General features: G+C 69.4%; 26 protein-coding genes and 1 tRNA gene. 15 read left to right on the top strand and 12 right to left on the bottom strand.

Annotated elements, in window-relative coordinates; genetic code table 11:
- Positions 1-77: 77 nt before the first annotated feature.
- The 3 genes from KCG34_RS15030 to KCG34_RS15020 all read right to left on the bottom strand — a co-directional run bounded on the left by KCG34_RS15030 (position 78) and on the right by KCG34_RS15020 (position 3,028).
- A complete protein-coding gene (locus KCG34_RS15030) occupies positions 78-1,514 on the bottom strand; it encodes an OpgD/OpgG family glucan biosynthesis protein (protein ID WP_211936458.1) in 1,437 nt (478 codons plus the stop codon).
- Positions 1,515-1,790: 276 nt separating this feature from the next.
- Positions 1,791-2,333, bottom strand: coding sequence for an RNA 2',3'-cyclic phosphodiesterase (gene thpR, locus KCG34_RS15025; protein WP_211936457.1), 543 nt, complete (start codon positions 2,331-2,333; stop codon positions 1,791-1,793).
- Positions 2,334-2,374: 41 nt separating this feature from the next.
- Entirely contained in the window at positions 2,375-3,028 is a 654-nt protein-coding gene (locus KCG34_RS15020; RefSeq protein WP_211936456.1) for an arylesterase, read from the bottom strand.
- 47 nt (positions 3,029-3,075) lie between these two features.
- On the opposite strand from KCG34_RS15020, the gene KCG34_RS15015 reads away from it, so the two are divergent.
- The 3 genes from KCG34_RS15015 to KCG34_RS15005 all read left to right on the top strand — a co-directional run bounded on the left by KCG34_RS15015 (position 3,076) and on the right by KCG34_RS15005 (position 7,173).
- A complete protein-coding gene (locus KCG34_RS15015; protein WP_211936455.1) occupies positions 3,076-3,771 on the top strand; it encodes an ABC transporter ATP-binding protein in 696 nt (231 codons plus the stop codon).
- Positions 3,768-6,290, top strand: a complete 2,523-nt coding sequence (locus tag KCG34_RS15010) for an ABC transporter permease (RefSeq protein ID WP_211936454.1) — start codon at positions 3,768-3,770, stop codon at positions 6,288-6,290. The genes KCG34_RS15015 and KCG34_RS15010 overlap by 4 nt, the downstream gene beginning before the upstream one ends.
- 127 nt (positions 6,291-6,417) lie before the next feature.
- Complete coding sequence (locus KCG34_RS15005; RefSeq protein ID WP_211936453.1) at positions 6,418-7,173, top strand: Bax inhibitor-1/YccA family protein; 756 nt, start codon at positions 6,418-6,420, stop codon at positions 7,171-7,173.
- A 54-nt stretch (positions 7,174-7,227) separates the two neighbouring features.
- On the opposite strand, the gene KCG34_RS15000 is transcribed toward KCG34_RS15005, so the two are convergent.
- Positions 7,228-7,563, bottom strand: coding sequence for a DUF2794 domain-containing protein (locus tag KCG34_RS15000; protein WP_249138033.1), 336 nt, complete (start codon positions 7,561-7,563; stop codon positions 7,228-7,230).
- A 413-nt stretch (positions 7,564-7,976) separates the two neighbouring features.
- Between KCG34_RS15000 and KCG34_RS14995 the strand changes: the two genes are divergently transcribed.
- The 3 genes from KCG34_RS14995 (at position 7,977) to KCG34_RS14985 (ending at position 11,621) form a co-directional block, all read left to right on the top strand.
- Positions 7,977-8,537, top strand: coding sequence for a PadR family transcriptional regulator (locus tag KCG34_RS14995; protein ID WP_249138032.1), 561 nt, complete (start codon positions 7,977-7,979; stop codon positions 8,535-8,537).
- Positions 8,538-8,629: 92 nt separating this feature from the next.
- Positions 8,630-9,793: an acyl-CoA dehydrogenase family protein gene (locus KCG34_RS14990; RefSeq protein ID WP_211936452.1), complete on the top strand. Its 1,164-nt coding sequence runs from the start codon at positions 8,630-8,632 to the stop codon at positions 9,791-9,793.
- Positions 9,794-10,334: 541 nt separating this feature from the next.
- Complete coding sequence (locus KCG34_RS14985) at positions 10,335-11,621, top strand: rhomboid family intramembrane serine protease (RefSeq protein WP_211936451.1); 1,287 nt, start codon at positions 10,335-10,337, stop codon at positions 11,619-11,621.
- 44 nt (positions 11,622-11,665) lie between these two features.
- On the opposite strand, the gene KCG34_RS14980 is transcribed toward KCG34_RS14985, so the two are convergent.
- Positions 11,666-12,901 (bottom strand): lipase family protein, encoded by a 1,236-nt coding sequence (locus KCG34_RS14980; RefSeq protein WP_211936450.1) that lies wholly within the window; start codon positions 12,899-12,901, stop codon positions 11,666-11,668.
- 151 nt (positions 12,902-13,052) lie between these two features.
- On the opposite strand from KCG34_RS14980, the gene KCG34_RS14975 reads away from it, so the two are divergent.
- Positions 13,053-13,922: a class I SAM-dependent methyltransferase gene (locus KCG34_RS14975; protein ID WP_211936449.1), complete on the top strand. Its 870-nt coding sequence runs from the start codon at positions 13,053-13,055 to the stop codon at positions 13,920-13,922.
- Positions 13,923-13,954: 32 nt separating this feature from the next.
- Positions 13,955-14,941, top strand: coding sequence for an alpha/beta fold hydrolase (locus KCG34_RS14970; protein ID WP_211936448.1), 987 nt, complete (start codon positions 13,955-13,957; stop codon positions 14,939-14,941).
- On the opposite strand, the gene hisN is transcribed toward KCG34_RS14970, so the two are convergent.
- Positions 14,925-15,743 carry a histidinol-phosphatase gene (gene hisN / locus KCG34_RS14965; protein ID WP_211936447.1) on the bottom strand — a complete coding sequence of 273 codons (819 nt, stop codon included), beginning with the start codon at positions 15,741-15,743 and terminating at the stop codon, positions 14,925-14,927. The two genes, KCG34_RS14970 and hisN, sit on opposite strands and share 17 nt — an antisense overlap.
- Positions 15,744-15,838: 95 nt before the next feature.
- Positions 15,839-16,222 carry a helix-turn-helix domain-containing protein gene (locus KCG34_RS14960; RefSeq protein ID WP_211936446.1) on the bottom strand — a complete coding sequence of 128 codons (384 nt, stop codon included), beginning with the start codon at positions 16,220-16,222 and terminating at the stop codon, positions 15,839-15,841.
- A 148-nt stretch (positions 16,223-16,370) separates the two neighbouring features.
- On the opposite strand from KCG34_RS14960, the gene KCG34_RS14955 reads away from it, so the two are divergent.
- Positions 16,371-17,288 (top strand): lysophospholipid acyltransferase family protein, encoded by a 918-nt coding sequence (locus KCG34_RS14955; RefSeq protein ID WP_211936445.1) that lies wholly within the window; start codon positions 16,371-16,373, stop codon positions 17,286-17,288.
- A gap of 6 nt (positions 17,289-17,294) precedes the next feature.
- On the opposite strand, the gene KCG34_RS14950 is transcribed toward KCG34_RS14955, so the two are convergent.
- Both KCG34_RS14950 and KCG34_RS14945 read right to left on the bottom strand, forming a co-directional pair.
- Positions 17,295-17,525, bottom strand: coding sequence for a DUF2093 domain-containing protein (locus tag KCG34_RS14950; RefSeq protein WP_211936444.1), 231 nt, complete (start codon positions 17,523-17,525; stop codon positions 17,295-17,297).
- A gap of 58 nt (positions 17,526-17,583) precedes the next feature.
- Positions 17,584-19,182, bottom strand: a complete 1,599-nt coding sequence (locus KCG34_RS14945; RefSeq protein WP_211936443.1) for a S10 family peptidase — start codon at positions 19,180-19,182, stop codon at positions 17,584-17,586.
- Between the two features lie 213 nt (positions 19,183-19,395).
- Here KCG34_RS14945 and KCG34_RS14940 point away from each other — a divergent pair, with 213 nt between their 5' ends.
- Positions 19,396-20,529: a ferritin-like domain-containing protein gene (locus tag KCG34_RS14940; protein ID WP_211936442.1), complete on the top strand. Its 1,134-nt coding sequence runs from the start codon at positions 19,396-19,398 to the stop codon at positions 20,527-20,529.
- Between the two features lie 64 nt (positions 20,530-20,593).
- Here the strand turns inward: KCG34_RS14940 and KCG34_RS14935 are convergent.
- Together KCG34_RS14935 and KCG34_RS14930 are read right to left on the bottom strand one after the other, a co-directional pair.
- Positions 20,594-20,668: transfer RNA gene (locus tag KCG34_RS14935), tRNA-Gly, on the bottom strand.
- Positions 20,669-20,786: 118 nt separating this feature from the next.
- Positions 20,787-21,530: a DUF6065 family protein gene (locus KCG34_RS14930; protein ID WP_211936441.1), complete on the bottom strand. Its 744-nt coding sequence runs from the start codon at positions 21,528-21,530 to the stop codon at positions 20,787-20,789.
- A gap of 106 nt (positions 21,531-21,636) precedes the next feature.
- On the opposite strand from KCG34_RS14930, the gene KCG34_RS14925 reads away from it, so the two are divergent.
- The 5 genes from KCG34_RS14925 (at position 21,637) to KCG34_RS14905 (ending at position 24,432) form a co-directional block, all read left to right on the top strand.
- A complete protein-coding gene (locus KCG34_RS14925) occupies positions 21,637-22,158 on the top strand; it encodes a prolyl-tRNA synthetase associated domain-containing protein (RefSeq protein WP_211936440.1) in 522 nt (173 codons plus the stop codon).
- A 108-nt stretch (positions 22,159-22,266) separates the two neighbouring features.
- On the top strand, positions 22,267-23,166 hold the full coding sequence (locus tag KCG34_RS14920; RefSeq protein ID WP_211936439.1) for a thioredoxin family protein: 900 nt from the start codon (positions 22,267-22,269) through the stop codon (positions 23,164-23,166).
- 4 nt (positions 23,167-23,170) lie between these two features.
- Positions 23,171-23,833: an LON peptidase substrate-binding domain-containing protein gene (locus KCG34_RS14915; RefSeq protein WP_211936438.1), complete on the top strand. Its 663-nt coding sequence runs from the start codon at positions 23,171-23,173 to the stop codon at positions 23,831-23,833.
- Between the two features lie 9 nt (positions 23,834-23,842).
- Entirely contained in the window at positions 23,843-24,076 is a 234-nt protein-coding gene (locus KCG34_RS14910; RefSeq protein ID WP_211936437.1) for a Trm112 family protein, read from the top strand.
- Positions 24,073-24,432, top strand: a complete 360-nt coding sequence (locus KCG34_RS14905; RefSeq protein WP_211936436.1) for a gamma-butyrobetaine hydroxylase family protein — start codon at positions 24,073-24,075, stop codon at positions 24,430-24,432. The genes KCG34_RS14910 and KCG34_RS14905 overlap by 4 nt, the downstream gene beginning before the upstream one ends.
- A 6-nt stretch (positions 24,433-24,438) precedes the next feature.
- On the opposite strand, the gene KCG34_RS14900 is transcribed toward KCG34_RS14905, so the two are convergent.
- Positions 24,439-25,692 (bottom strand): UbiH/UbiF/VisC/COQ6 family ubiquinone biosynthesis hydroxylase, encoded by a 1,254-nt coding sequence (locus KCG34_RS14900; RefSeq protein WP_211936435.1) that lies wholly within the window; start codon positions 25,690-25,692, stop codon positions 24,439-24,441.
- Between the last annotated feature and the right edge of the window lie 15 nt (positions 25,693-25,707).

Here is a 25,707-nt window from a genome sequence, read left to right as displayed (position 1 = left end):
CATCGTCCCTGTCTGCGGCGGAATCACGGCGTTGTGAACACCAAAACGCGGCGCCGCGGATCCGAAAGCGAGCAACGTCATGCGGCGAACGCCTGATACGACCAGGTTTCCGTTAGGGCGGCCGAGCCGCGCCTCAGATACGCCCGCAATTCAACAGCCGCACCCGAGGCAAGACCGGTCGTCTCCGCGTCGAACGCCAGGCGCCAGCGCGGGGTTCCCACCACAGGGTAGGCGACCGGATCGACGATGCGGCCGGGGCGCGCCTCGACCACCGGCTGAACCCCGCTGGAGCGGTCCAGGCCGGCCAATCCGGACCCCTCGAAGTCGATCACGAACTTGCGCCGGCCAGGGATCGCCGGAAGGCCGGGGCGACCGCTGCGGCCCTGCCGGGTGGCCACCACGCGGGCCACGCCGAAAGGGCCCGGTTCCTCGCCGGTCCAGAGCAGGCGATAGCCGTAGTCGAGCCGGCTTGCGGCGTGGACCGGGGCCGACGGGGTCCAGAACGCGACAATGTTGTCGTCGGTTTCGCCAGTGGTGGGGATCTGCACCAGCTGCACCGACCCTTCGCCCCAGTCGCCCACGGGCTCGACCCAGACGCTGGGCCGCTTTTCATAGAACACCCCGTCGTCCTGATAGTCCTGGAACTGGCGATCGCGCTGCATCAGGCCGAAACCGCGCGGGCCCTTGTCGAAGAAGAGATTGGTGGTGACCCGCGGCGGATTGGCCAGGGGCCGCCAGAGACGCTCGCCGGCGCCGGTCCAGATGGAAAGGCCGTCGCTGTCATGGATCTGCGGCCGCCAGTCATCGGTGGGCGTGCGATCGCTCTGGCCGTACCAGTACATGCTGGTCAGCGGGGCGAGGCCCAGGCGCGTCACCGCCTTGCGGAAATTCAGCTGGACCTGGATGGTCTGGGTAAGGCCCGGCAGGCCGCCCTTGGCCGGACGGTCGTGCAGGATGCGGAAGGCGCCGGTGCAGCTCGGCCCGTTCAGGAGGGCGTGGACCAGCAGGCGGCCTTGAGCGTCCTTCTCCAGCCAGAAGGCGGTGAAGCTCGGGAATTCCTCCGCCCCGTCTATGGCGGTGTCGATCGCCAGGCCCCGGGCCGAGAGCCCGTACTGATTGAACGGGTCGGCGGAGCGGAAATAGGAGGCGCCCAGATAGGCGATCCAGTCGCCCTGCTGGTCCGGGTTCATCGCCCGAAAGCCGGCGAAGCCCGCGCGGGGGCCGAGCTTGCGCGCCGGCGAGTCGGCGGGGGCGTCGAACAGGTTCTCGGCATAGATCACCTGCCGCGCCTGGCCGCCCTCGACCACGTGCATGGCGACCGGCTGGGTCGCGGCGCGGCCCATGTGGAAGAAGCGTACCGTGGCGTCGCTCGGCGGGTCGGCCCACAGGCCGGCATCCGGCCGATAGCGCACCGCCCCGAAGGCGTCGTAGTCCACCGCCTCGACCAGGTTTCGCGGCGGGGCCGGCGTCGGCGCGAAAGGACGGCGCGCCAACTCGGCGGCGCGAGCTTTCAAGCGTTCGAAGGAGAAGGGCGCAGGCGAGCCCAGGCGCAACCCGCCGCCGGCGGCCGCCGCAAGGCTCCAGCTCGGGGCGAGCGCGAGGCTCGCAAGGCCGGCCAGGGCGGATCGCCGCGTCGCGTTGACCAGGGGTGAGGTCCTCCGGGGACAAACAAAAGCGCCGGCGCCGCGCCAGGCCCGGTTTCTTAACCATCTATTAAGACTATGGCCACGGTTCGGTTCCCGAACGGCCGCGAAATCCCGCCAGCCGCTATATCCGCGCCCACCCGGGGTTCAGTTCCCGCCCAGGCCGTAGAGCCGCTCGAGCTGGTAGCGCGAGCCCCCCTTGGTCGCGTGGCTGGAATAGAGGCCGAAGCGGTCGATGCGGAAGGTCGGCGATTTCAGGAGGTTGTTGGACTGGATCCAGGCTGCGCCCAGGGCCGGGTCTGGCCGGCGCAGGTAGGCCAGGGTCACGTGCGGGCGGTATGCGCGGGTGTCGGCGGCGAGGCCCGCGCGGCGGGCCGCGCTCTCGCAGGACTGGGCCAAGCGCTTCAACGCTGGGCTTTCCGCCACCCCGGCCCAGATGGCGTGGATGTCGCGGCCCTCGCCGAAGGCGCCGACGCCCTCCAGGCTCAGGTCGAACGGCTCGGCTGCGACCCGCGACAGCTCGCTGTCGAGGTCCTCGGCCGTGGTCTCGGCCACGTCGCCGGCGAAGCGCAGGGTGATGTGCAGGTTTTCCGCCGGGCTCCAGCGGGCCTCGGTCAGGCCGTGCTGGCGGCGGACCAGGCCCTCGGCGATCTCGGGCGGGATGGGAAGGGCGGCGAACAGACGGATCATGGATTTAAAGGTTGGGGGCGACCCCCCGGCTTGCAACCGGCTCAGCGGCCGGCCTTGAGAGCCCGCGCCAGCACGGGGGCCAGCTTCCAGGCGATGATTTTGACCCCGGCGGCGTTGGGGTGGATGGAATCGGCCTGGTTCAGCCGGGGATCGGCCGCCACGCCCTCCAGCAGGAAGGGATAGAACCGCACCGCCTCGGCCTTGGCCACCTGGGCGTAGATCGCGTTGAACTCGCGGGCATAGGCCGAGCCGATGCCGGCCGGCGCGCGCATGCCGGCCAGCACTACGGCGATCCGCCGCGCCTTCAGTCGCCGGACGATGGCGGTCAGGTTGGCGGCGACGGCGCGCGGCTCGACGCCTTGCAACAGGTCATTGCCGCCCAGGGCCACTAGGCACAGGCGGGTGTCGCCTTGGACACTGAAATCCACCCGCGCCAGGGCGTCGGCGGTGGTGTCGCCCGAGACGGCGGCCCCGCGCACCTGGGCCGGGCTGCCGATCCGCGCCAGGGCGGCCGAGAGCTGGGCCGGCAAGGCGTCGGCGGCGGGCAGGCCGAGGCCCGCGGTGATGGAGTCGCCCAGGATGGTGACCACCGGCGCCGAACCTGCCGCACGGGCGCCGCTGCCTGCGGCCAGGGCGGCGGCGAGGCCGATCAGCCCTTCGCGCCGGGTCAGGCGGGTTTCGGGTTTGAATTCCATCGCTACGGCTTATGTAGGGATCGACCCCGGAGCTCAACCGAAAGCGCATGACGTCGCCCGAACCGCCTCTGCAGCTCGAGCGCATCGCGCTGACCCTGCCCTCCGCCGCCGGACCCGTCAGCATTCTGAAGGGCGTCGACCTGACTGTCGCCACGGGCGAGCGCGTGGCGGTGGTCGGGCCGTCCGGCAGCGGCAAGTCCTCGCTGATGGCCATCGCCGCTGGTCTGGAGCGGCCGACCGAAGGGACCGCCCGTCTGTTCGGCCAGGATCTGGCCGCCCTGGACGAGGACGGCCGCGCCCGCCTGCGCCGCGGGCGGGTCTCGCTGGTGTTCCAGGCCTTTCACCTGCTGCCCAACATGACCGCCGAGGAGAACGTCGCCGCGCCGCTGGAGATCGCCGGCCAGGCGGGCGCCGGCGAAACCGCACAGGACTGGCTGGAGCGTGTGGGCCTCAGCGCCCGCCGCCGGCACTATCCGCACCAGCTCTCGGGCGGCGAGCAGCAGCGCGTGGCCCTGGCTCGGGCGCTGGCGGCGCGGCCCAGGCTGCTGTTCGCCGACGAGCCCACAGGCAATCTCGACGCCGCCAACGCCGAGGCGGTGTCCGAGCTGATGTTTCGCCTGGTCGCCGAGGCCGGCTCGGCCCTGGTGATGGTCACCCACGATCCCGCCCTGGCCGCCCGCGCCGACCGGGTGGTGACCATGGCCGACGGCCGAATCACAAGTGAGGCCGGAGCGCCCGCGTGAGTTCGCTCGGTCTCGCCTTCCGCTTCGCCGGTCGTGAGCTGCGCGGGGGCGTGCGCGGATTTCGCATCTTCCTCGCCTGCCTCGCGGTCGGGGTGACTGCGATCGCGGCGGCGAGCTCGACGGCCGAGGCCTTCCGCCGGGGCCTGGCCTCGCAGGCGCGGGAGATCCTGGGCGGCGACGTCGCCGTCTCGGTGCAGCAGCGCAACTTCACCCCCGCCGAGCGAGCCGCCTTCGCCCGGCTCGGCCAGGTGGTCTATGCCGCCGGCGGCGAGGCCATGGCCACCGCCCCTGGCGGCGAGCGGCGGCTGGTCGAGATCCGCGGGGTGAGCCCCGGCTATCCCCTGGCCGGCCAGGTTCAATTGCAAGGCGCGCCAGGCCTGGCCCAGGCGCTGGCGGTCTCGCCCGAGGGTCCCGGCGCGGCGGTCGAGCCGGCGCTGATGCAACGCCTGAACCTGAAGCTCGGCGACCGTTTCCTGGTCGGCGACCAGACCTTCGTCGCCCGGGCGGTGCTGCTGGGCGAGCCGGACCGGCTGGGCCGCGGTTTTGCGCTGGGGCCGCGGGTGCTGACCAGCCTCGCCGCCGTACAGTCCAGCCCCTTCATGGGTCCGGGGACCCTGCACGCCGAGACGGCGCGCATCGCCTTGCCGGCCGGCCAGGACCCGGCCAAGGCCGTCAAAGCCCTGCGCGCCGCCCTGCCCGGCGATCCGGTGCGCATCCGCGACCGCGGCGACGCGGCGCCTGGCGCGCGCAAGCTGATCGACCGGCTGGACTATTTCCTCGGCTTCATCGGCCTGGCCTCGCTGTTGGCCGGGGGGCTCGGCGTGTTCGGCGCCGTGCAGGCCTATCTGGAGACGCGCAAGGGCTCGATCGCGGTGCTGAAGGCCCTGGGCGCCGAGGGGCCGCTGGCGCGCGCCGTCTATCTGATCCAGATCGCCGCCCTTTCGGCCCTGGGCGTCGGCATCGGCCTGGTGGTCGGGGCGGCGATTCCCCTGGTACTGGGGGCGGTGGTGCAGAACTCGCTGCCGGTCCCGGCCTTGTTCGCCATCTATCCCCTGCCCCTGGCCAAGGCGGGCCTGTTCGGCCTCCTGGCCGCCGCCGCCTTTTCGCTCGAGCCCCTGGCCTGGGCCCGGGCGACCTCACCGGCTTCGCTGCTGCGCCAGGACCTGGCGTCGCGGGTCGGCTTCACGCCCGAGGCGGTCGGCGCCGTCCTGGCCGGGCTGGGCCTGGCGGGCCTGACCCTGGCCACGGCGCCCAACCTGGCCCTGGCCGGGGGTATGATCGGGGCGGTGGCGGTTTCCCTGGCCGTGCTCTGGGCCCTGGGGCGGTTGGCGGTCTGGGGCGCGGGACGGCTGCGGGGCCTGGTCCGCGGCCCCTGGCGTCTGGGCCTGGCCAATCTCGCCGGGCCCCGCTCGGCCGCCCGCACCGCGACCCCGGCCATCGGTCTCGCCGTCGCCCTGCTCAGCGCCGTGGTGCTGATCCAGTCGAGCCTCTTGGACCAGGTGCGCGCCGTGGCGCCCAAGTCGGCCCCGGCGGTGGTGTTCACCGAGATCCCGCAAGGCCGGGCCGAGGCCTTCGACCGGGCGGTGGCGGCGGGCATGGGGCCGCTGAATCCCGACGTCTATCAGCGCTTTCCCTTCGTCACCGGCCGCATCACCGGCCTGAAAGGTCGACCGGTCGACCGCAAGGCGATCCGCGAGAGCCAGCGCTGGGCCTATGACAACGACCTCAGCCTTTCGGTGATCGGGCCGGAGCCCCGCGACGCGGGCGTGGTCCAGGGCCGCTGGTGGCCGGCGGACTATGCCGGGCCGCCGCTGGTGGCGATGTCGGCCGATGTCGCCGCTGCCGGTGGGCTGAAGGTCGGCGACAGCCTGACCCTGCAGGTGCTGGGCCGGGACATCGAGGCCAGGGTCGGCGCCTTGCGCAAGGTCGACTTCGGCGGCTTCGGCCCCGATTTCGCGGTGATCCTGAATCCCCATGCGCTGGAGGGCGCGCCGCTGCGCAGCGTGGCTATCGCCCGCATGGACCGGGCGCACGAGCTGGCCTTGACCCGGTCCCTGGGGCGCGACTTTCCCATGGTCAATGTGATCAGCGTCCGCGAGCAGCTGGAGACGGCCGCCGCCCTGTTCGACCGCCTGGCCCTGGCCGTGCGCGCCGCCGCCGGGGTCGCGGCCCTGGCCGGCCTCCTGGTCCTGGCCGGCTCGATAGCCGCCGGCGCCCAGGCCCGGGCGCGCGAAGCGGCCCTTCTGAAGGTGCTGGGCGCGGCCCGGCGGCAGATCCTTTTGGCCTATGTGGTGGAATATGGCGCGGTGGGGCTGGTGGCGGGCCTGGCCGGCGCGGCCCTTGGCGCGGCGTCCGCCTGGCCGGTAGTGGTCAAGCTGTTCGAGGCCCGCTGGAGCATGGACTGGGGCGGGCTCGCCGCCCTTCTCGCCGCCGCCGCGGGCCTGACCGGCGCCGGCGGCCTAGTCGCCGCCGCCCACGCCCTGGCTCGCCGCCCCGCGCCTGTGCTCAGGCAACCCTGAAACCGCGGGGCTTTCGCCGCCAAAAAGCCCGAGCTTTGCCGCAATTCGATACCCCTTGCGGGCCGGCGGGCGGTGACCGATATTTCAGGGGCGTCCGTCTTGGGCGCGCAACAAGGATTCAACCTCGATGAGCGACTTCAACCGCGGCTATCCCCGCAACATGACGGCGGGCGTCGCCGACATGTCGGTGGACGCGGGACTGCGCGCGTTCATGCTCGGCGTCTACAACAAGGTCGGCCTCGGCCTGGTGCTCTCGGCCGCCATGGCCTACCTGACCTCCAGCGTCCCGGCGGTGACCGCCATGCTGTTCAGGGTCACCTATGACGGCCGGCTGGTCGGCTACACCGGCCTGGGCGCCCTGGTGGCCTTCGCCCCGCTGATGATCCTGCTGTTTTCGGGTTTTGCCATGCGGTCGATCTCGCCGCGGGCCTCCGGCGCGATCTACTGGGTGATCACCGCCCTGATCGGCGCTTCGCTGGGTTCGCTGGCCTTCCTCTATACCGGCGCCAGCATCGCCACGACCTTTCTAGTCACGGCCACGGCTTTCGGCGCCCTGAGCCTGGTGGGCTACACCACCAAGAAGGACCTGACCGGCTTCGGCAGCTTCCTGATCATGGGCTTGGTCGGCCTGATCATCGCCATCTTCGTCAGCATGTTCCTGCACTCGGCGATGATGGAGTTCATGATCAGCGTGTTCGGCGTGCTGATCTTCGCGGGCCTGATCGCCTACGACACCCAGCGCCTGAAGGCGACCTACTACCAGCTGGGCGGAAACGAGGCGGCCATCGGCGTGGCGACCAATTTCGGCGCGCTCAGCCTCTACCTGGACTTCATCAACCTGTTCCGCTTCCTGCTCTATTTCATGGGCGGCAGCCGCCGCTGAGGACAGGACTGGATACAGTGCTTTCGAGCCCCGGCGGCCTCCGCCGGGGCTTTTTCATTCGACAAGCTTGAGCCGCCCGCGGTCGAACACGTTCAGCACCTGGTCCAGCTCGTGGCCGCGCTTGATGACGTGGCCGCCCTGGGCGATCACCGCCCAGGCGCCTTGGCGACGGGCGAGGGCGGGGCGCTTTTCGATGCGGTAGAGCGGCGCCTCGGAGGCGCGGCGGAACACCGAGAACACCGCCGCATCGCGCAGACCGCCGATGCCATAGTCGCGCCATTCGCCGGCGGCGACCATCCGGCCATAGAGGCGAAGCAGCTTGTCGAGTTCGCGGCGGTCGAAGAACACGACCGCGCGGTAGGGCTCTGTCGGGATCTGGTCCAGGCTCACGATTCAGAGCCTAACCCCGCCTGCGGCAAAGCGCAAAGCGCCGGGAAAATGCGGCGCGGACGGCGAAGGCTTGCGCCCAGGACACAGTCGCCGCCTTTCGTGTCGAAGCCGAAGGCTGGGCCATGAAATGACCTTGTTTCGGACGAACGCACGCCAGGTTGAGCCGCGATAGTCACATCGTCGACGGATCGGGCGACCAAGGCTTCGGCCCTGTACAGCCCCCCAGCCCCCGGAGCCCCCGCTTCGATCCTCGGCGCTATAGCGAGCCCGCGCGGTCACCCCCCCCGCCGCGCGGGCTTTTGCGCGTCTGGGCCTCAGGCCAATCCCCAGTTTTCAGATTCTTTGCCCGACCCCTTGCAATCTGATCCATCTTAGATATATCTAACACATCGATATATCTAAGGAGCATCAAAATGCATCGATTTCATCATATGGGCATGCACCGCGAGCAAAGGGCCCGCCACGGCTTCGGCTGGGGCGAACGGGGTCCGCACGGTTTCGGCCGTTCGGGCCGTCGCGAGCGGGTGTTCGAACAGGGCGACCTGCGCCTTCTGCTGCTGCAGCTGATCGCCGAAAAGCCGCGCCATGGCTACGAGCTGATCAAGGCGGTGGAAGACTCGGTCGGCGGCGCCTACAGCCCCTCGCCCGGCGTGGTCTATCCGACCCTGACCCTTCTGGAAGACCTGGGCTACGCCCGGCCGACCGAGGAGGGCGGCAAGAAGCTCTACACCATCACCCCCGAAGGCCAGGCCCAGCTGGACAGCCAGGCCGAAGCCCTGGCCGAGCTGAAGGGCCGCGTCGACCAGGCCGCCGCCGCCAGCCGCGGCCGCGACGCCCCGCAACTGGTGCGGGCGATGGAGAACCTGAAGACGGCCCTTCGCCTGCGCCTTACCCGCGGGCCCCTGAGCGACGCCCAGGTCGAAGCCCTGGCCGCCGCCCTCGACGCCGCCGCCAAGGCCGTCGAGCAGGCCTGAAAAAGGGGGGTAGCCTCCCGTTACGTCGTGCTTTTCCCGCCTCCTCGCCTGTGTCACACGCCTGAAGCAGGATCTGACACGGAGCGACGGCCATGGGCGTGCTGCAGGTGGAAAAGCCGGCCTTCATGGCCGAAGAGGACCTCAACATCTTCGAGGACGCGGCCGGCCGTTTCTTCGATGATCACGCCAGCCCGGCCGAGATGCTGAAATGGCGCGAGGCCGGCATCGTCCCGCGCGAGATGTGGCTGAAGGCGGGGCAGGCCGGGCTTCTCGGCGTCTCCATGCCCGAGGCCCATGGCGGCGCCGGCGGCGACTTCCGCCACGAGGCGATCCTGATCGAGCAGATGGGGCTGAAGGGGGTCGAGGGCTTTGGCCTGACCCTGCACAACGCCATCGTCGCCCCGTACATCGAGGCCTATGGCTCGGAAGAGCAGAAGCAGCGCTGGCTGCCCAAGATCGCCTCGGGCGAGATCGTCACCGCCATCGCCATGACCGAACCCGGCGCCGGGTCGGACCTGCAGGGCGTGCGGACCACGGCCAAGAAGGACGGCAACCACTACGTCATCAGCGGCCAGAAAACCTTCATCACCAACGGCCAGACCGCCAACCTGATCTGTGTGGTGACCAAGACCGACCCCGCCCAAGGCGCCAAGGGGACCTCGCTGGTGTTCGTCGAGACCGACGACGCGCCGGGCTTCGAGCGCGGCCGCAACCTGGACAAGGTCGGCCAGGAGGCGGCCGACACCTCCGAGCTGTTCTTCAACGACGTGCGGGTGCCGACCGCCAACCTGCTGGGCCACGAGGAGGGCCGCGGCTTCTTCCAGCTGATGGAGAAGCTGCCCCAGGAGCGGCTGATCATCGCCTTGCAGGGCATGGCCACCATCGAGCGCGCCCTGACCGTGACCATCGACTACGTCAAGCAGCGCCAGGCCTTCGGCAAGCGCATCATCGATTTCCAGAACACCCAGTTCAAGCTGGCCGAGGCCAAGACCGAGGCCACCATCGCCAAGGTGTTCGTCAACCACTGCCTGGAGCTGCATCTGCGGGGCAAGCTGGATGCGGCCACGGTGTCGATGGCCAAGTACTGGGTCACCGACCTGCAGTGCAAGATCGTCGACGAGTGCCTGCAGCTGCACGGCGGCTATGGCTACATGAACGAGTACCCGATCGGGCAGATGTTCAAGGACAGCCGGGTGCAGCGCATCTACGGCGGCACCAACGAGATCATGAAGGTGCTGATCGCGCGGACGCTGTAGGGGTCATGGAAGTCTAAATTCTCGTCGAATTATGGATAGAAGTTCCGCGGCGCTCTCCGGCGTGAGCTGCAGGGATTGGCTTATTTTGCCTGGCATTTCCCGATCGACAGACCCTCGTGTGTCGAGCTGAAGGATCGGTCCGCCAGCCTCTGACTGCAGAACCGCCCAATGGCAAACCACCTGAGTCGGATGCAACTTGGGCTGCTTGAGTTCCGCGCGTTGAAATCCGGAAACAACGGCCAAATTCACCCCCACTGTTTGGCGTTGGGTGCCCCTGCACCCATCTTGAAAGCCTCAGGTGATATTGCAGCTTGGGGCTCAAGCTTGGTCAAGGCCGGCGCTTAGAGCAGCCGCGGATCGGCGTGCTTGCGGCCCAGTCTTGAGCGAGCAGCGGAGCCCCAAGCCGGACTTCCCGCCGCCGTTTCAGGGAACCCTGCGCTCACTCCTGAACGCACTACGGCAAGCCGCCTTGCGCCGCTATCCACGGTTTCACAACCTTCGCGTCCTATGACTCCGATTGCACGAGCTTCGGAGCCGCGGCATGAGCGAAGAGGCGACCTTCGGACGGCGCGTCGGTGGCGACGGCGCGGGCGGCTCGGCGCTGCGGGGCGCGCTACCCCAGACCCTGCTCGCCGGCGCGATGGTGATCGAGCCCGAGCTGAAGGTGAAGTTCGCGGTGCGATCCGCTCGTCGCCCGGCGCCCTATCTGACCCTTGCGATCATTGGCGCCCTGGCCCTGATCTACGCGGCCGAACGCCATTTCAATATCAGTCCGACGCCAGATACGACCCCGGGACCGAACAGCCTCATTGCGCTCGGCGCCGCCAGCCGCCAGCTGGTGTTCGGTGCGCACGAGCCCTGGCGCCTGATTACGGCCGCCCTGCTGCATGCCAACCTCGCTCACATCGTCGGCAACTGCATCGTGCTGCTGATGGCGGGTGCGACGCTCGAGCGGCTGATCGGCCGGGCGTGGCTGGCCGCCGCCTTCGTCATCTGCGGCCTCGGCGGGACGGTGGCCTCGATCCTGTGCAACCCATCGCAAACCACGACTGTGGGCGCCTCGGGCGCGATCATGGGGCTGCTGGCGGTGGCGCTGGTGATCAGTTTCCATGTCCACGCTGCCGACCGCCGCCGACGCATCCAGTTCGCCTGCGCCCGCATCGCCATCCCCGCCCTGATCCCCTTTTCCAGCGTCCAGGGCGCACCGATCGACTACAACGGCCATGGCGGCGGCTTTCTGGCCGGGCTGTTGCTGGGCTTCCTCATCCGGGCGGCATGGCCCGAGGAGCGCGTGCATCCTGCCGGGGAGAAGCTCGCCAGCCGGGTCGGCCTGGCCGGCGCGGCCATCGCGGCCGTCGCCTTTCTGCTGGTCGCCCTGCGCTACCCGACCTACGCGCAGGCCGGGGAGCCCTATGCGAGCGAGTTGCCGCAGGCCACGCCCCAGGCGCTGCAGGACCCGGATTTCGACCGGCGGACCGCCAGACTGGTCCAACTCTATCCGCACGATCCCCGCGCGCGCCTGATCCGCAGCGATTACCTCCTGGCCCGGAACGATCTCTATCCGGCCGAGGCGGAAGCGCGGGCAGCCATCGACGAGCACGACGCCTGGGCTGGCGCGATGCCGCGAATCCTGGAGCCCATGCTCCATTTCGAACTGGCCCAGATCCTCATCCAAGAACGGCGCTGGAAATCAGCCGAGGCGGAAGCCGATCCCTGGTGCGACGTCCAGTTTCGCGCCCGCCTCGTCGAGCAGCAGCGCGAGACCCTGCTGGGGGAAGGGCTTTGTGGCGGCTGGCGAAACAACAAGGCGCAGATGGAAGGATCTTAGGCCCTGTTCGCGGATAGGCGTTGCGCCCCGCCTCCCTGCAACTGCTACTTTGCAGCGGCCGGGCAGTCATTCCCCGCCGCCTTGCCCGCAAACCGGTCGGCGATCCAGGCCAGCTGGTCGGGGGTGGACTTGTCCATGGTCGGGTCGTGGTCCAGGCCTGGATAGACGCGGAAGTTCAGGGTCGCGCCCGCCTTGCAGGCCTTGGCCACGGTTTCGCGGACGGCGAACAGCGGCACCGAGTGGTCCTGCTCGCCGGCGATGACGAACAGGGGGCCACCCAGCGGCGCCTCGCCGGCGGCGTCGGTGGTGAACAGGCGCTTGGCCGCCGGGGTCTCGTCCCAGCCCGGTTTCAGTTTCGGCGGCGTGGTGTCGCCGAGGTAGCTGGCGTAGGCGTAGTCCCAGCAGCCCTTGGTGGTCACGTCGTGATAGCGCGCCAGGGCCTGGCCGGTCAGCATGTCCGAGGGTTTGAAGCCCGGCGACATGTGGCCGATCGCATAGGCGAAATAGTCGAGATAGAAGCTGGCCGCGCCAGGGTCGGCCAGGTGCTGGGACAGGCTCTTTAGCCCCACCCCCGGGGCCACGGCCACCGCGCCCAGATAGCCCGCGTCATGCCGCCTGGCCTCCAGTTCGGCCACCCCCCAGGCGGCGAGGCCGCCCTGGCTGTGCCCGTCGACCACCCAGCGGGCGCCGAGCTCGGGAACCGCCTTGCGCGCGGCGGGGATGGAGAAGACCACGTCGTTCGTCTGGGCCGGCTTGTCGATGTACTGGTGGCCGCCGTCAGTGCCGAGGCCATGATAGTCGGTGGCCACCACGGCGTAGCCGGCGCGGACCATCGGCATCAGGCCCTCCTCGCCGTAATAGAGGTCCTTCATCAGCGAGGGGGCGCACTGGCGGGCGACGCCGCTGGTGCCGTGGGCCCAGGCGATCACCGGCCAGCCGCCGGCGGGGGCGGTCCCGGCGGGGATCAGCACCACCGCGCTCGTGGCCACGTCGCGGCCTCGGTCGTTCTGCGAATGATAGAGGATACGCACCGCCCGCGCGCCCTTGGGCAGGTCATAGCCGTCGAAAGCCTCGTGCTTCAGCAGCGCGCCGGGCTTGCTCGCCGCGAGGGACTTCGGCGCGTCATAGAGAGCTGTGCGCGGCAGGGCGTCGGCCGCCTCCATCTTCACCGCCTCGGCCAGGGACTTGGGCAGGCCGTCGTCCTGCGCCGCGGCGGAACCGGCCGTCAGCGCAACTGAGATCACAACTGTGAGGCAGATGAGCAGGTTCTTATGCGCCATGTTTTCCCCCTTGCTTTTGATTGTTCACCAATCTGCAGTCACAGATCACTGCGTCAAGCCGGATCGATCCCAGACCCGGTTTTGACCGGGCTGCGCCGTCGCGCTAAGGCTTGGCCGGTCGGCCGCGGGGGCGCGGAAGAAGGCGCCGGACATGAAGCGCAGCATCGGGCATTTGCCGCGGCGGGCCGTTCTGGCCGCCGGCGCGGGCGGCCTTGTCGCCGCCTGTTCGCGCAAGGGCGCAGCGCCCTCGGCCGCCGCGCCGCCGACCACGCTGGAGGCCGCGGCCGCAGGGCCCTGGCGCCCGCCCGCGGACAGGGCCCGCGACGCCTGGCGCCATCCGGCCCAGAGCCTGGCCTTCTGGGGGCTGAAGCCCGGCATGACGGTGGTCGAGTTCTGGCCCGGCGCCGGCTGGTACACCGACATCATCGCCCCGTTCCTCGCCGCCACCGGCGGGACGCTCTACGCCGCCAATATCCAGCCGGTCAGCCCTGCGGCCCAGGCGGTGACCCAGGCCTTCCAGCGGCGCATCAAGGCCAGCCCCAAGCTCTATGGCAGGGTCGAGTTCACCGCCTTCGGTCCCAATTCCGGCCCGGCGGCGCCGGCCGGCTCGTGCGACCTGGCCCTGTTCCTGCGCAACCTGCACGACTGGATGCGCGGCGGCATGGCGGAAAAGGCTTTCCATGACGCCTTCCTGGCCCTGAAGCCCGGCGGCGCCCTGGGGGTCGAGGCCCACCGCGCCCCGCCCGGCGGCGTGCAGGACGTGCTGGCGGCCAACGGCTATGTGCAGGAAGCCTATGTGCAGCAGATGGCCAAGGAGGCCGGCTTCGCCTTCGAGGCGGCCAGCGAGATCAACGCCAATCCGAAGGATGGCCACGACCATCCCTTCGGCGTCTGGACCCTGCCGCCGACCTTGCGCACCGCGCCCGAGGGCAAGCCGCCGGATCCCAAGTTCGACACCCGGCCTTACCAGGCGATCGGCGAGAGCGACCGCATGACCCTGAGGTTTCGCAAGCCGCTTTGACTTGTGCGCCGCAAGCGGCCAACTTCGAGCCCATGGACGCCAAGACCTTCGAGACCGGCGCGGACGCGCCCCTGCTGGCCACCGCCGACTGCGCCTTTCCACCCGGAACCCGGGCCATCTGGTACGAGGGGGTCGGCGGCCTGCCCATGCGCGCGGCGTTTGCTCCGGCCGAGCAGCCCAGGGGGTCGGTGGTGCTGAGCGGCGGGCGCACCGAGCCGATCGAGAAATATGTCGAGGTGGTGGGCGAGCTGGTCGCCCGCGGCTTTTCGGTGCTGATCCACGACTGGCGCGGCCAGGGGCGCTCGGCCCGGCTCCTGGGCGACCGGCTGAAGGGCCATGCGGCGGGCTATGACGACTTCATCGAGGATTTTCGCCGGCTGGTGGCCCAGTTCGACGACCGCCTGCCGCACCCGCGCATCGCCGTCGGGCATTCCATGGGCGGCTGCCTTACCCTGACCGCCCTGGCCAAGCAGATCGGCGGCTTCGACGCGGCGATCCTGTCGGCGCCGATGCTGGGGCTGAACACCGGGCAGATCCCGCCCTGGCTAGCCAGGTCCATGTCCAAGGGGCTGGCCGCATTGGGGCGGGGCGGCGGCTACATCCTGGGCGGGGCCACCGACCCCTATACGACCACCTTCGAAGCGGACCAGCTGACCCATGACCGGGCGCGCTACGACCGCACCCGCCGCCAGATCCTGGCCGACCGCGACCTGGCCCTGGGGGCGCCGACCTGGGGCTGGCTGGCCAGCGCCTTCCGCGCCGTGGACTGGCTGCACACCGCGCCCGAGGTGACCCGCATCCATATTCCGCTGGTGGTGATGGGCGCCGAGCTGGAGCGGCTGGTCAGCAACGCCGACCAGAGGACGGTCACCGCCCGCGTGCCAGGCGCCCGCTATGTCGAGGTCAAGGGCGCCTTCCACGAGATTCTGATGGAGACCGACGACATCCGCGCCCAGTTCTGGCGCGAATTCGACGCCCTGGCCGAACAGGTGGGCGCCGGCTCTAAGCCGCCGGGCTGAGGATCTCGGCGGCCTGTTCCATGGCGGCGCGGTCGCCGGCCAGCAGCATCTTGCCGCCCTGGGTCCCGATCGGCGCGCCGCGCCAGTCGGCGACGAAGCCGCCGGCGCCGGCCAGCACCGGCACGGCCGCCTCGATGTCCCAGGCCTTCAGACCCGTCTCGACCACCAGGTCCAGCTTGCCCATGGCCACCATGGCGTAGGCATAGGCGTCACAGCCGTACCGGGCGAGGCGCACCGCGGCGCGCAGCTGGCCCCAGGCCTGGGCCTGGGCGTCGTCGCGGAACAGGACCGGGTCGGTGGTGGCGATCACCGCCTGCTCCAGGCTGGGACAGGCGCGTACGGCCAGCGGGCGGGTCCCTGCGGCCGAGATCAGGCGCGAGCCGCGGTCGGAGCCGACGAACACCTCGCCGATGAAGGGCTGGCCGATCGAGCCCAGCACGGGCCGCCCTTGGAAGCGCAGGCCGATCAGGGTGGTCCACAGCGGCAGGCCGGCGATGAAGGCGCGGGTGCCGTCGATCGGGTCCAGCACCCAGACGAACTCGGCGTCTGGCCGGTCTTCACCGTATTCCTCGCCGATCACCCCATGCTCGGGGAACCGCTCAGACAGCCGTTTGCGGATGGCGGCCTCGGCCCCCTTGTCGGCCTGGGTCACCGGGTCGAAGGCGACGCCCGGGGCGGCCTTGTCCTCCAGGCCATGGTCGGCGCGGAACAGGGGCAGGATGACGTCCGCGGACGCCCGGTTCAGCTCGAGCAGGAAGGCGTCGAGCTGGTCCAGGCGGGCGGAATCGAGAGTGTCAGGCATGGCGCAAGCCATAGCCTCTCAGCGCGGGGCGGCAAAGCCCCGCGCTCAGCAATATGAGCGCGGAGCCGCGAAGCCCCGCGCGGCGATCATCGAGCTTAGGCCGCTTCGGCGCCGTTGTGCAGCGACTTGGCCAGGTCCAGCAGCCGGCGGCGCGGGCGCTCGCCCAGCTGGTAGTAGGCGCGGATCAGGTCCTGGGTCTCCTTGCGGGCCAGGACTTCGCCGCCTTCGCCGCGTTCGGGCGGGATCTCGACGGGCGCGCTGGCGGCCAGGCCGTCATAGAAATAGCCCACGGGAACCTCCAGCGCCTCGGCCAGACTCCAAAGGCGCGCGGCCGAGATGCGGTTGGCGCCGCACTCGTATTTCTGGATCTGCTGGAAGCGAACGCCGACGGCGTCCGCGAGCTGTTGCTGGGTCAGACCGAGCAGACGCCGGCGACGCCGGAGCCGCTTGCCCAGGTGAAGGTCGATTTCGTTGCCCACCGGCTAGCCTTTCAAATAGCTTGCCGTCCCGACGCGGGACGCTTGGCCTTTCCCCTGGCAAGCGATATGCCGCGGCGGCGAACGGGATCGGCGCAGCTTGTGCGCCGGCTTCGCGCCGCAGCCGCACTTGCTTGGATTGGCCGATCGCTTGGACCCCGTCGACGCTTCCTTCGGACAGAACCTGGCCTGGCGGCTGGAGGCCGTCGGCTACGGCGCGGTCAAGTTCCTGCTGCGCCTGTTGCCGGTCGACGCCGCCTCGGACCTGGGGGCCTGGATCCTGTCCCAGCTGGGGCCGCTGACCGGGGTCGACAAGACCGTCCGGCGCAATCTTCGCCTGGCTTTTCCCGAGATGAGCGAGGCCGAGCGCGAGCGTATCCGCCGCGCCCAGTGGGAGAGCGTCGGCCGCTACTTCGCCGAATTCCTGATGATGGACCGCCTGACCCTGGACAGCGGTCGGGTCGAGGTCGTGGGCATGGAGCGGTTGAAGGCCATAGCCGAGCATGGCCCGGCCACGGTGTTCGTCTCCGGCCACCTGTCCAATTTCGAGATCATGTCCTCGGTGATCCTGGGCGCCGGCATCGACTGCGCGATCACCTTCCGCAAGGCCAACAACCCTTATGTGAACGAGGCGATCGTCGAGAGCCGTAAGGCTTATGGCGTCGAACTGTTCGCGCCCAAGAGCAGCGACGGCATCCGCGAGATGCTGCAGGCCATGGGGCGCGGCCAGTCGGTGGCGCTGATGAACGACCAGAAGAACAACCGCGGCGTGGCGTCGCTGTTCTTCGGCCAGCCGGTGCATACGGCCACAGGCCCGGCCAAGCTCGCCCTGCGGTTCGGCGGCCAGATTCAGCCGATGTCGGTGCAGCGGCTGAAGGGCGCCCGCTTCCGCGTCATCGTCCACGAGCCGATCCCGTTGCCGCAAACCGGCGATCGCCAGGAGGACGTTGAGGTCGCGGTCCGCAGGATCACCGACTTCATCGAGGCGCGGGTGCGCGAGCGGCCCGAGGAATATTTCTGGGTGCACAAACGCTGGGACGAGGAGGCCTATGCGCGGCTCGGGATGTGAAGGCGCTCAGCCCTTCTCGGCCGGGTGCAGCTCGCGCCAGCGGGCCAGGGCCTGTTCCGGCCCGGCATAGGCTTCCTGGGCCTCGGGGTTCCAGTAGCGCAGGGCGTCCAGCGGGATCTTGGCCCCCGACACGGCGCACACCACGTAGCGCCCGGCCTTGATCACCGCGTATTCGCCGTCGCCATAGTGCAGGACGGCGAGGTCGGACCCGCCGAGGTCTCGGTCATAAGCGTTCATGGCGCTCAATTTAGACGCGGAGAGGCCTGGCTCCAAGCCCCTCCGCGCCAGGACAACCCTACTGCGGGGCGGCCATGTCGTAGAACCGGGCGAGGTCGCTGTGCATCTGCTTCAGCGCGTCGGGGTTCAGATAGACCATGTGGCCCGAAGGATAGTAGGCGTAGGAGAGGTTCGCCTTGATCGCCGGGTCCAGCAGCATGTGGTCCAGGTCGTACTCGGTCTCGAAGAACGGCGTGGCCAGGTCGTACCAGCCGTTCAGCGAAAACACCTTCATGTGCGGGTTCTCGCGCATGGTCTGGGCCAGGTCGAGATAGACCGGCGAGACATTGGCCTTCTGGCCGCCGCCGTTGACGATGGCGTGGTGGAAGTCCCAGGCCTCGCCCGCCTTGTAGTAGCTGGGGCGGTATTCCAGGTTGGTCTTGAACTTCAGCTCGCCGGTGATGTAGTCGCCCGCCGCCCCGACGAAGGCGCCGGAGATGGCGGTATCGGCGGGATCGTAGCTGGTGGCCTCGCCGGCGGTGTCCTCTTCCTGGCCGAGGTAGCGGCTGTCGAGGCGGCCGGTGATGCGGCCCTGGTCGCGCAGCAGTTCGCGGCGGAAGCGTTCCAGGTTCACCCGCAGCTTGGCCTTCTTCACATAGTCCACCGGCAGGCCGGTATAGGCGGCCAGTTGCTGGGCGACCTGGTCGAACTCCTGAGGGCTGATGGCGTCGCCCTTGAACAGGGCCGCGGCGTAGGGGCCGGCGGCCCAGGCGCGGACCTCGGCCAGGAAGGCGGCCTCGTCGGCGGGCTTGTTGGCGATCTTGTTGTGGAACCAGGCGGTCGCCGCATAGCTCGGCAGATATTCGGCGTAGTTCAGGTCGAAGCCGGGTTCGCTGGCGGCGGTGTTCAGCCATGAGGACAGCAGCGTGACCCCGTTCATGTCCACGCCCCGCTGGTGCAGGTTGTAGACCAGGGCCGACGAGCGGGTGGTGCCGTAGGATTCGCCGAACAGGAACTTGGGCGAGTTGGTGCGGCCGTTCAGCAGGATGTATCGGCTGATCGCCTTGGCGTAGGCGTCGGCGTCCTGGTCCACGCCCCAGAAGGTCTTGGCCTCGGTCTTGCCCAGGGGCCGGGAATAGCCGGTGCCGATGGCGTCGATGAACACCAGGTCGGTCTTGTCCAGAAGGGTGTCTTCGTTGGGGCCGAAGCTGAACGGCGCCGAGCCCATGTGGTCGGGGCTCGAAGTCTTGACCCGCATGGGGCCAAGCGAGCCCATGTGCAGCCAGATGCTCGAGGAGCCTGGGCCGCCATTGTAGAGGAAGGTCACCGGGCGGTGGTTCAGCCCGCCCTTGGGGTTGTCCAGGGCGTATGCGACATAGAACAGGCTGGCGACCGGCTTGCCGTCGTCGTCGCGGATGGTCAGCGTGCCGGCGGTCGCCTTGTAGGCCAGGGTCTGGCCGTGGACCTGGATGGTGTGGCTGGTGGTCGAGGCCTGCTCGTCGATCGGGGCGCGAGCGGTGGCCGCGTCGATCTTTTCCTCTTGGCTGTCCTTCTTGTCCGCCGCGGCGGCCTCGCCCTTGCCGTCCATGTCGTCGGCGTAGGCGTGGGTGGCGAAGGCCGCGGGGGCGGCGCTGAGCAGGAGAACAGTGGCCAGCGCGGTCAGCGCGGTGCGTTTCATGAAAAGGCCCCTCTATGGTGGCGCCTTGGCTCGCACTCGCGCGGCCAAGTTTGGTCGCGGGCATACGCTACGGCGAAACGCGCGTCTACGGACGGCCGGCCGGCGGGGATTAAACTTGCTTAATGATCCTCGCCGACCGGCGCGCCGATTGACGGCGATCGGGTACAGGTGGACAGTGATAACTCAGGGACGAGCCCGCCTGGAGAGCCGAAAATGGCCGACGGCAACATCACCAAGGACATGGTCTATGAGGCTGTGGCCCCGGACGATTTCGAGTCCATGCTCGAGCTCGACCGCTACGGCGCCCGCTCGACCTGTTTCGATAAGATCATCTCGGCGACCCACGACCATTTCTGGGACCCGCTGGACCCCAAGTACATCGACTTCGACACCCCCTTCGACCTGGAAAACGTGGCCATGGTCCCCGACCACCACGTCATGGCCCTTCGCATCCCCTATGTCTCGGAAGCGCTGAGCGATCCCAAGCAGCGGGTCGCCTTCATCAACCACATGCAGCTCTGGGGCTTCTCCTCGATCCTGCACGGCGAGCAGGGGGCGCTGAACCTTTCGGCCTCGCTGTGCCATGTGCTCAAGGATCAGGGGGCCCAGGAATACGCCGCCAACCAGACCCGGGAAGAGGCCCGTCACGTCACCGCCTTCGCCAAGTACATCAAGGTGCGCTGGGGCCGGCCGACCGAATGCGGGGTGGTGCTGAAGGCCCTCCTCGTCGAGATCATCGCCTCGCCCGAGGTCTACAAGAAGATCATCGGCATGCAGATGATCGTCGAGGGCCTGGCCATGGGCGCCTTCGCCAACGGCTTCCGCTACAACGCCGACCCACTGGCCAAAAAGCTGTTCCAGCTGGTGATGACCGACGAGGCCTTCCACCACAAGTTCGGCAAGATCTGGGCCGACCGCACCGTGCCGCAGATGACCGAGGCCGAACGCTGCGTGGTCGAGGACTGGGCGGCGCACTGCTGCCAGGCCCTGCTCATCAACCAGGGCGGCCCCCAGCAGCACGCGCCGGTCTACGAAGCCTTTGGCCTCGACCCCGAGCGGGTGCTGGACGGCTTCGAGGAGATGCGCCGCAACCGCGACCCCAACCGCAAGATGCGCGGCGAGACCAACGCCTTCCGCGTGCTGGTCAAGACCCTGCTCAACGCGCACCTGATCACCGAGCGCACCCGGGGCTTCTACGCCGGCTTCGTCGACATGGACGAACTGGCCGCCCAGGGCCTCTCCATGCCCGGTGACGCCATCGCCGACGAGGGCATCCGCTTTTTGCAGGGCATCAATTTCAAGCAGCGCGCCGAGGAAGGCGCCCGGCGGCTGACGGCGGCGGAATAGGGCGACAGAAAGCAAAAAGCGGCCCCGAAGGACCGCTTTGATCGCTGCATTTCTTTTGGAGAAATGGAGCGGGCGAGGCGATTCGAACGCCCGACCCCAACCTTGGCAAGGTTGTGCTCTACCCCTGAGCTACGCCCGCATCGACGAGGGCCGAAGCGACCCTCGCGAGGAGCGCGGCTTATGGCAGAGGCCGGCGCGCTTGGCAAGCGGGGTCGCGCGGCTTTTTCGCCGCGGCCTTGCTGAAGGCGGCGCGGCTCTCAGCGGGTGAAGCGCGGGGCCTTGAGGCGGCGCTTGTTGACGTGGGTCTTGGGGTTCGGGCCGGTGTTGTCGGGCATTTCGCCGCGGAAATAGAACCGCTGCCAGGCCTCCTTGATGGTGGCCTCGTCGCCCTTGGCCAGGCGCTTGTTGAACTCGGTGCGGCGGTTGCCCCAGGCCTCGTACTGGGCCCGAAGGTCCGGCTCGCTCTGCAGCGAGCGCTGGACCACGTCGAACTCCTCGATCGGCTTGTCCTGGGCCAGGGTGATGAAACAGAACGGCTCGCCGCGCTCGAAGCGCACCTCGCCCGGCCGGGTGAAATGCCAGTTCATGGTGAAGGGGAAGGGTAGCCAGTCGGTCTCCACCAGGCCCATCAGGGGCTGGATGCCGTCCTTGATGTGGTTGGGCGGGCCCATCACCCACATCGACCAGTTCTCCGGCGTGCGGAACAGGTAGCCGGGATGGAAGGTCAGGACCCCGGTCGAGAAGTGCGAGACCACGAAATCGTGGAAGTCCGGGTGCGGGACGTCCGGGACCAGGGTGATGTCGTTCTGGTGATTGCCGCCGTTCCAGGTGGCGGTGAAGGCCATCGGGCAGAGGATCTCCCAGCCGGTGGTGTTGGCCATGGTCAGGGGCAGGCAGCGGTAGGGGTGCCGCTCGTCGAACTTCTCCATCCAGGCGCGCTGCGGCCGGCCCGGCACGATGTCCGGCGGCCGCTGGGTGGTGGCGAAACATTCGAGCTTCATCGTCGCGGTTCCTCAAGGTCCGTGTGTTGTTCCTAACGGCGCCGGGCGGGGGCCGTAAAGTCCGCCGGGGCTTCACCTAGGGCGCCGGGGCCGCTAGGAAGCGGCCATGCCGACCACAACGCCCCAAGACCTGTTCGCCTTCTTCGACGCCCATGGCGTCGACCACGTCACCCTGGAGCACGAAGCGGTGTTCACCGTCGAGGAGGGGCCGGAGCTGAAGGCCAGGCTTAAGGGCGGCCACACCAAGAACCTGTTCCTGAAGGACGCCAAGGGGCGGCTGTGGCTGATCAGCGCCCTGGCCGACTCGGTCATCGACCTGAAGACCCTGCACAAGACCATCGGCTCGGCGCGGCTGTCGTTCGGCAATGCGGAGCTGATGCAGGAGACCCTGGGCGTGACCCCCGGCTCGGTCACCGCCTTCGCCCTGATCAACGATCCGGAGCACAAGGTGACCTTCGTGCTGGACGCGGGCCTGTTGCAGCACGATCTGGTCAACTTCCATCCCCTGGTCAACACCGCCACCACGGCCGTGTCCAAGGCCGGTTTCCTCGCCTTCCTGAAGGCCGTCGGCGTCGAGCCGATCGTTGTGGATTTCAGCGCCGAACCGGCGACGCTGGTATCCGGCTGAACTTCGGTCAGTCCGCGCCTTCGATTTGTGGTCCAGGCGCGTTGCAGCAGGCCGCCGACCGGACCATGTTAGGCCCCGTCCTTTAAGACCCCTGTCCGCCCGGAGTTGATGCCCATGCTCGGAGAAAAGACCTCCGCGCCCTCGCAAAGCGACCTGATCAAGGAAGGCTCGGACGCCACCTTCGTGGCCGATGTGCTGGAGGCGTCCAAGACCCAGCCGGTGATCGTCGATTTCTGGGCCACCTGGTGCGGCCCCTGCAAGCAGCTGACCCCGGCGCTGGAAAAGGCCGTCGTCGCCGCCAAGGGCGCGGTCAAGCTGGTCAAGATCGACGTCGACAAGAACCCCAGCTTCGCCGGCCAGCTGCGCGTGCAGTCGATCCCCACGGTTTACGCCTTCGTCGGCGGGCGGCCGGTTGACGGCTTCATGGGCGCGGTGCCGGACAGCCAGATCAAGGCCTTCATCGAGCGGCTGACCGGCCCCGGCGAGCCTTCGGACCTGGACCAGGTGCTGGAGATGGCCAGGGAATCTCTCGAGGTCGGCGACATCGGTGGTGCGGCCCAGGCCTATGCCCAGGCCCTGCAGATGGAGCCGGAGAACGTCAAGGCCATCGCCGGCCTCGCCCGCTGCTACCTGACCGGCGGCGACGCCGAGCGGGCGCAGGAGGTGGTGGACATGGCGCCAGCCGGGGCGAAGGACGCCGAGCTGGACAGCGTGCGCGCAGCCCTGGCGCTGGCGACTGAGGCCCAGGGCGAGGCCGGGCCGCTGGAAAAGCGCCTGGCCGCCGACCCGGAGGATCACGAGGCGCGTTTCGAACTGGCCAAGGTGCTGGCGGCCCAGGGGCGCATGGACGCCGCGGCTGACCACCTCCTGACCCTGATCGAGAAGGACCGCACCTGGAATGAGGAGGCTGCGCGCAAGCAGCTCCTGACCATCTTCGAGGCGGCCGGTCCGACCTCGGATGTGGCCAAGAAGGGCCGGCGCCGCCTGTCCTCGATCCTGTTCTCGTAAAGCCATGGCCGCCGGCCGCGCGATCAAGGCAGGCGATCTGCCCCAGGTGATCCCGGTGTTCCCCCTGGGCGGCGTGCTGTTGTTGCCGCACGCCCAGCTGCCGCTGAACATCTTCGAGCCGCGCTATCTGAACATGATCGACGACGCCATGGCCGCCGAGCGCATGATCGGCATGATCCAGCCGGCCGGCGGCTCGCCCGCCCTGCCGGCCCTGGCGGCGGTCGGGTGCCTGGGGCGCATCACCAGCTTCGCCGAGACCTCGGACGGACGCTACCTGATCACCCTGACCGGGGTTTGCCGCTTCCGGGTGGCGAACGAGCTGGCCGGGCGCCTGCCCTATCGCCAGGTCCGCGCCAACTACGCCGAGTTTGTCGAAGACCTGAAGCCCCTGGTGGACGACGAGGGCTTCGACCGCATCCGTTTCCTGGCCGCGCTGAAGGCGTTTCTGGAGCGGCGCGGCCTGGACGTCGACTGGGACACGGCCAAGGACGCCCCGGCCGAGGCCCTGGTCAACAGCCTGTCCATGGCCCTGCCCTTCGAGCCGGCCGAGCGCCAAGCCCTTCTGGAAGCCGTGGCTTTCGAGGAGCGGCGCGAGACCCTGATCGCCCTGATGGAGATCGACGCCGCCGACCGATCTGGCGACGACGACCCACACTGGCTGCAATAGGACGCCTGAATGCCCGAAACCCCCGATCCCTTCGCCGACGACGCGGCGCCCCTGGCGCTGGTCCATGAGGTCGATCCGCGCCTTCTGGAAGTGCTGGTCTGCCCCCTGACCCGCAGCCCGCTGACCTATGATCGCGATCGCGGCGAGCTGGTCAGCCGCGCCGCGCGCCTGGCCTACCCGGTGCGCGACGGGGTGCCGGTGATGCTGGCCGAGGAGGCCCGCGCCCTCGGCGACGACGAATGAGCGCCCCGCGTCCCTGGCCGATCGAGCTCAGGCTGAAGCGCAGCACGGACGTGCTCACCGCCAGCTTCGACGATGGCGCTGCCTTCGACCTGCCGGCCGAATACCTGCGGGTGATGACCCCCAGCGCCGCCGACCGCGGGCATGGCGCAGGGCCGGGGCGCTGCGTCAGCGGCAAGCAGGGGGTCTCGGTGACCGACCTCACGCCCGTGGGCCGCTACGCCGTGCGCATCCGCTTCAGCGACGGCCACGACACCGGCCTCTACAGCTGGGACGAGCTCTACCGCCTCGGCCAGGGGCGCGAGCGGCTGTGGGCGGACTATCTGAAGCGGCTTGAGCGCGAGGGGCTGTCGCGCTGAGGCAGGCTAAAGCAGTTCGCCCCGGAACAGCCGCGGCAGGTCGCCGACCGCGCCGCCGGCCTCCTGCATGAAGAAGCGGCGGGCCGGGCCGACCTGGTTGACCGCGGCCATGCCCACCCCGCGGGCCAGGCGCACCAGCGGATGGTCGTTGGAGAATAGCCTGACGAAGCCGTCCATGCCGGCGCTAAGCGTCAGGGTGTCGAAGCGGCGCCAGGCGGCGTAGCGCTGTAGCACCGCGGGCGAGCCGATATCCTCGCCGAGCCGCGCGGCGTCGACCAGCACCTCGGCCAGGGCCGCCGCGCCTCTTAGGCCCAGGTTCAGCCCCTGGCCCGCGATCGGATGCACCCCGTGCGCGGCATCGCCCAGAAGGGCCGTGCGCGGCGCCGTGGTCCGCTCGGCCAGCTGCAGCGACAGGGGATAGACGAACACCGGCCCGGTCAGCTCGATCCTCCCCAGGAAATCGCCGAAGCGGCGGCGCAGCAGGGACAGGAAGGCTTCGGGCGAGGCCGCCTTCAGCGCGGCGGCGGCGCGGTTGCTCTCGGTCCAGACCAGGCTGACCCGGTTCTCGGTCAGGGGGAGGATGGCGAAGGGGCCGGAGGGCAGGAAATATTCGTGCGCCACCCCGTGGTGCGGCCGCTCCAGCTTCAGGGTCGCCACCACCCCGGTCTGGCGATAGTCCCAGCCGATAGTCCCGATGCCCGCGGCTTTGCGGACTGCCGAGCCGCGGCCCTCGGCCCCCACCACCAGCGGCGCGGTCAGGATGCGGCCATTGGCCAGGCGCACGTTCGCGCCGGAGCCTGTGGTCTCCACCCCCTCGACCCGGGCCGGGGCCAGCACGGTCAGGCCAGCGGCCTCGATCGCCTGCGCCAGACCCGTGCGGGTGCGGCGGTTTTCGACCATGTAGCCCAGGGGCTCGCCGTGCACGCGGTCGGCGATCTCGGCCGCCTCGAAGCGCAGGAAGAACGGCCCGACCCCGCCGGTGGAGGCGCCCGGCTTGTGGCCGTCGGTGACCAGGATCTGCTCGATCCGCTGCACGTCCGGCCGCATCCGGTCGCCCACCCCGATGGCGTCCCAGGCGCGGAACGAGGAGAAGGCGATGGCCGAGGAGCGCCCGTCGAAGGTCGGCTCCAGCTGGGCCGAGAACGGCTGCGGATCCACCAGCACCGGCTTCAGCCCGCCCTGGTGCAGGGCGAGCGCCAGGGTGGCGCCGGCCATGCCGGCCCCGGCGATGATCACGTCGGCGTTCAGCGTCTCGTCCATGTCCCTTCTTTCGGC

It is taken from the genome of Phenylobacterium montanum (genome assembly GCF_018135625.1).
GTDB classification, from domain to species: domain Bacteria; phylum Pseudomonadota; class Alphaproteobacteria; order Caulobacterales; family Caulobacteraceae; genus Poindextera; species Poindextera montana.
Note: the sequence above shows the minus strand (reverse complement) of the source record. Positions and strands in the feature narration are given on the sequence as shown.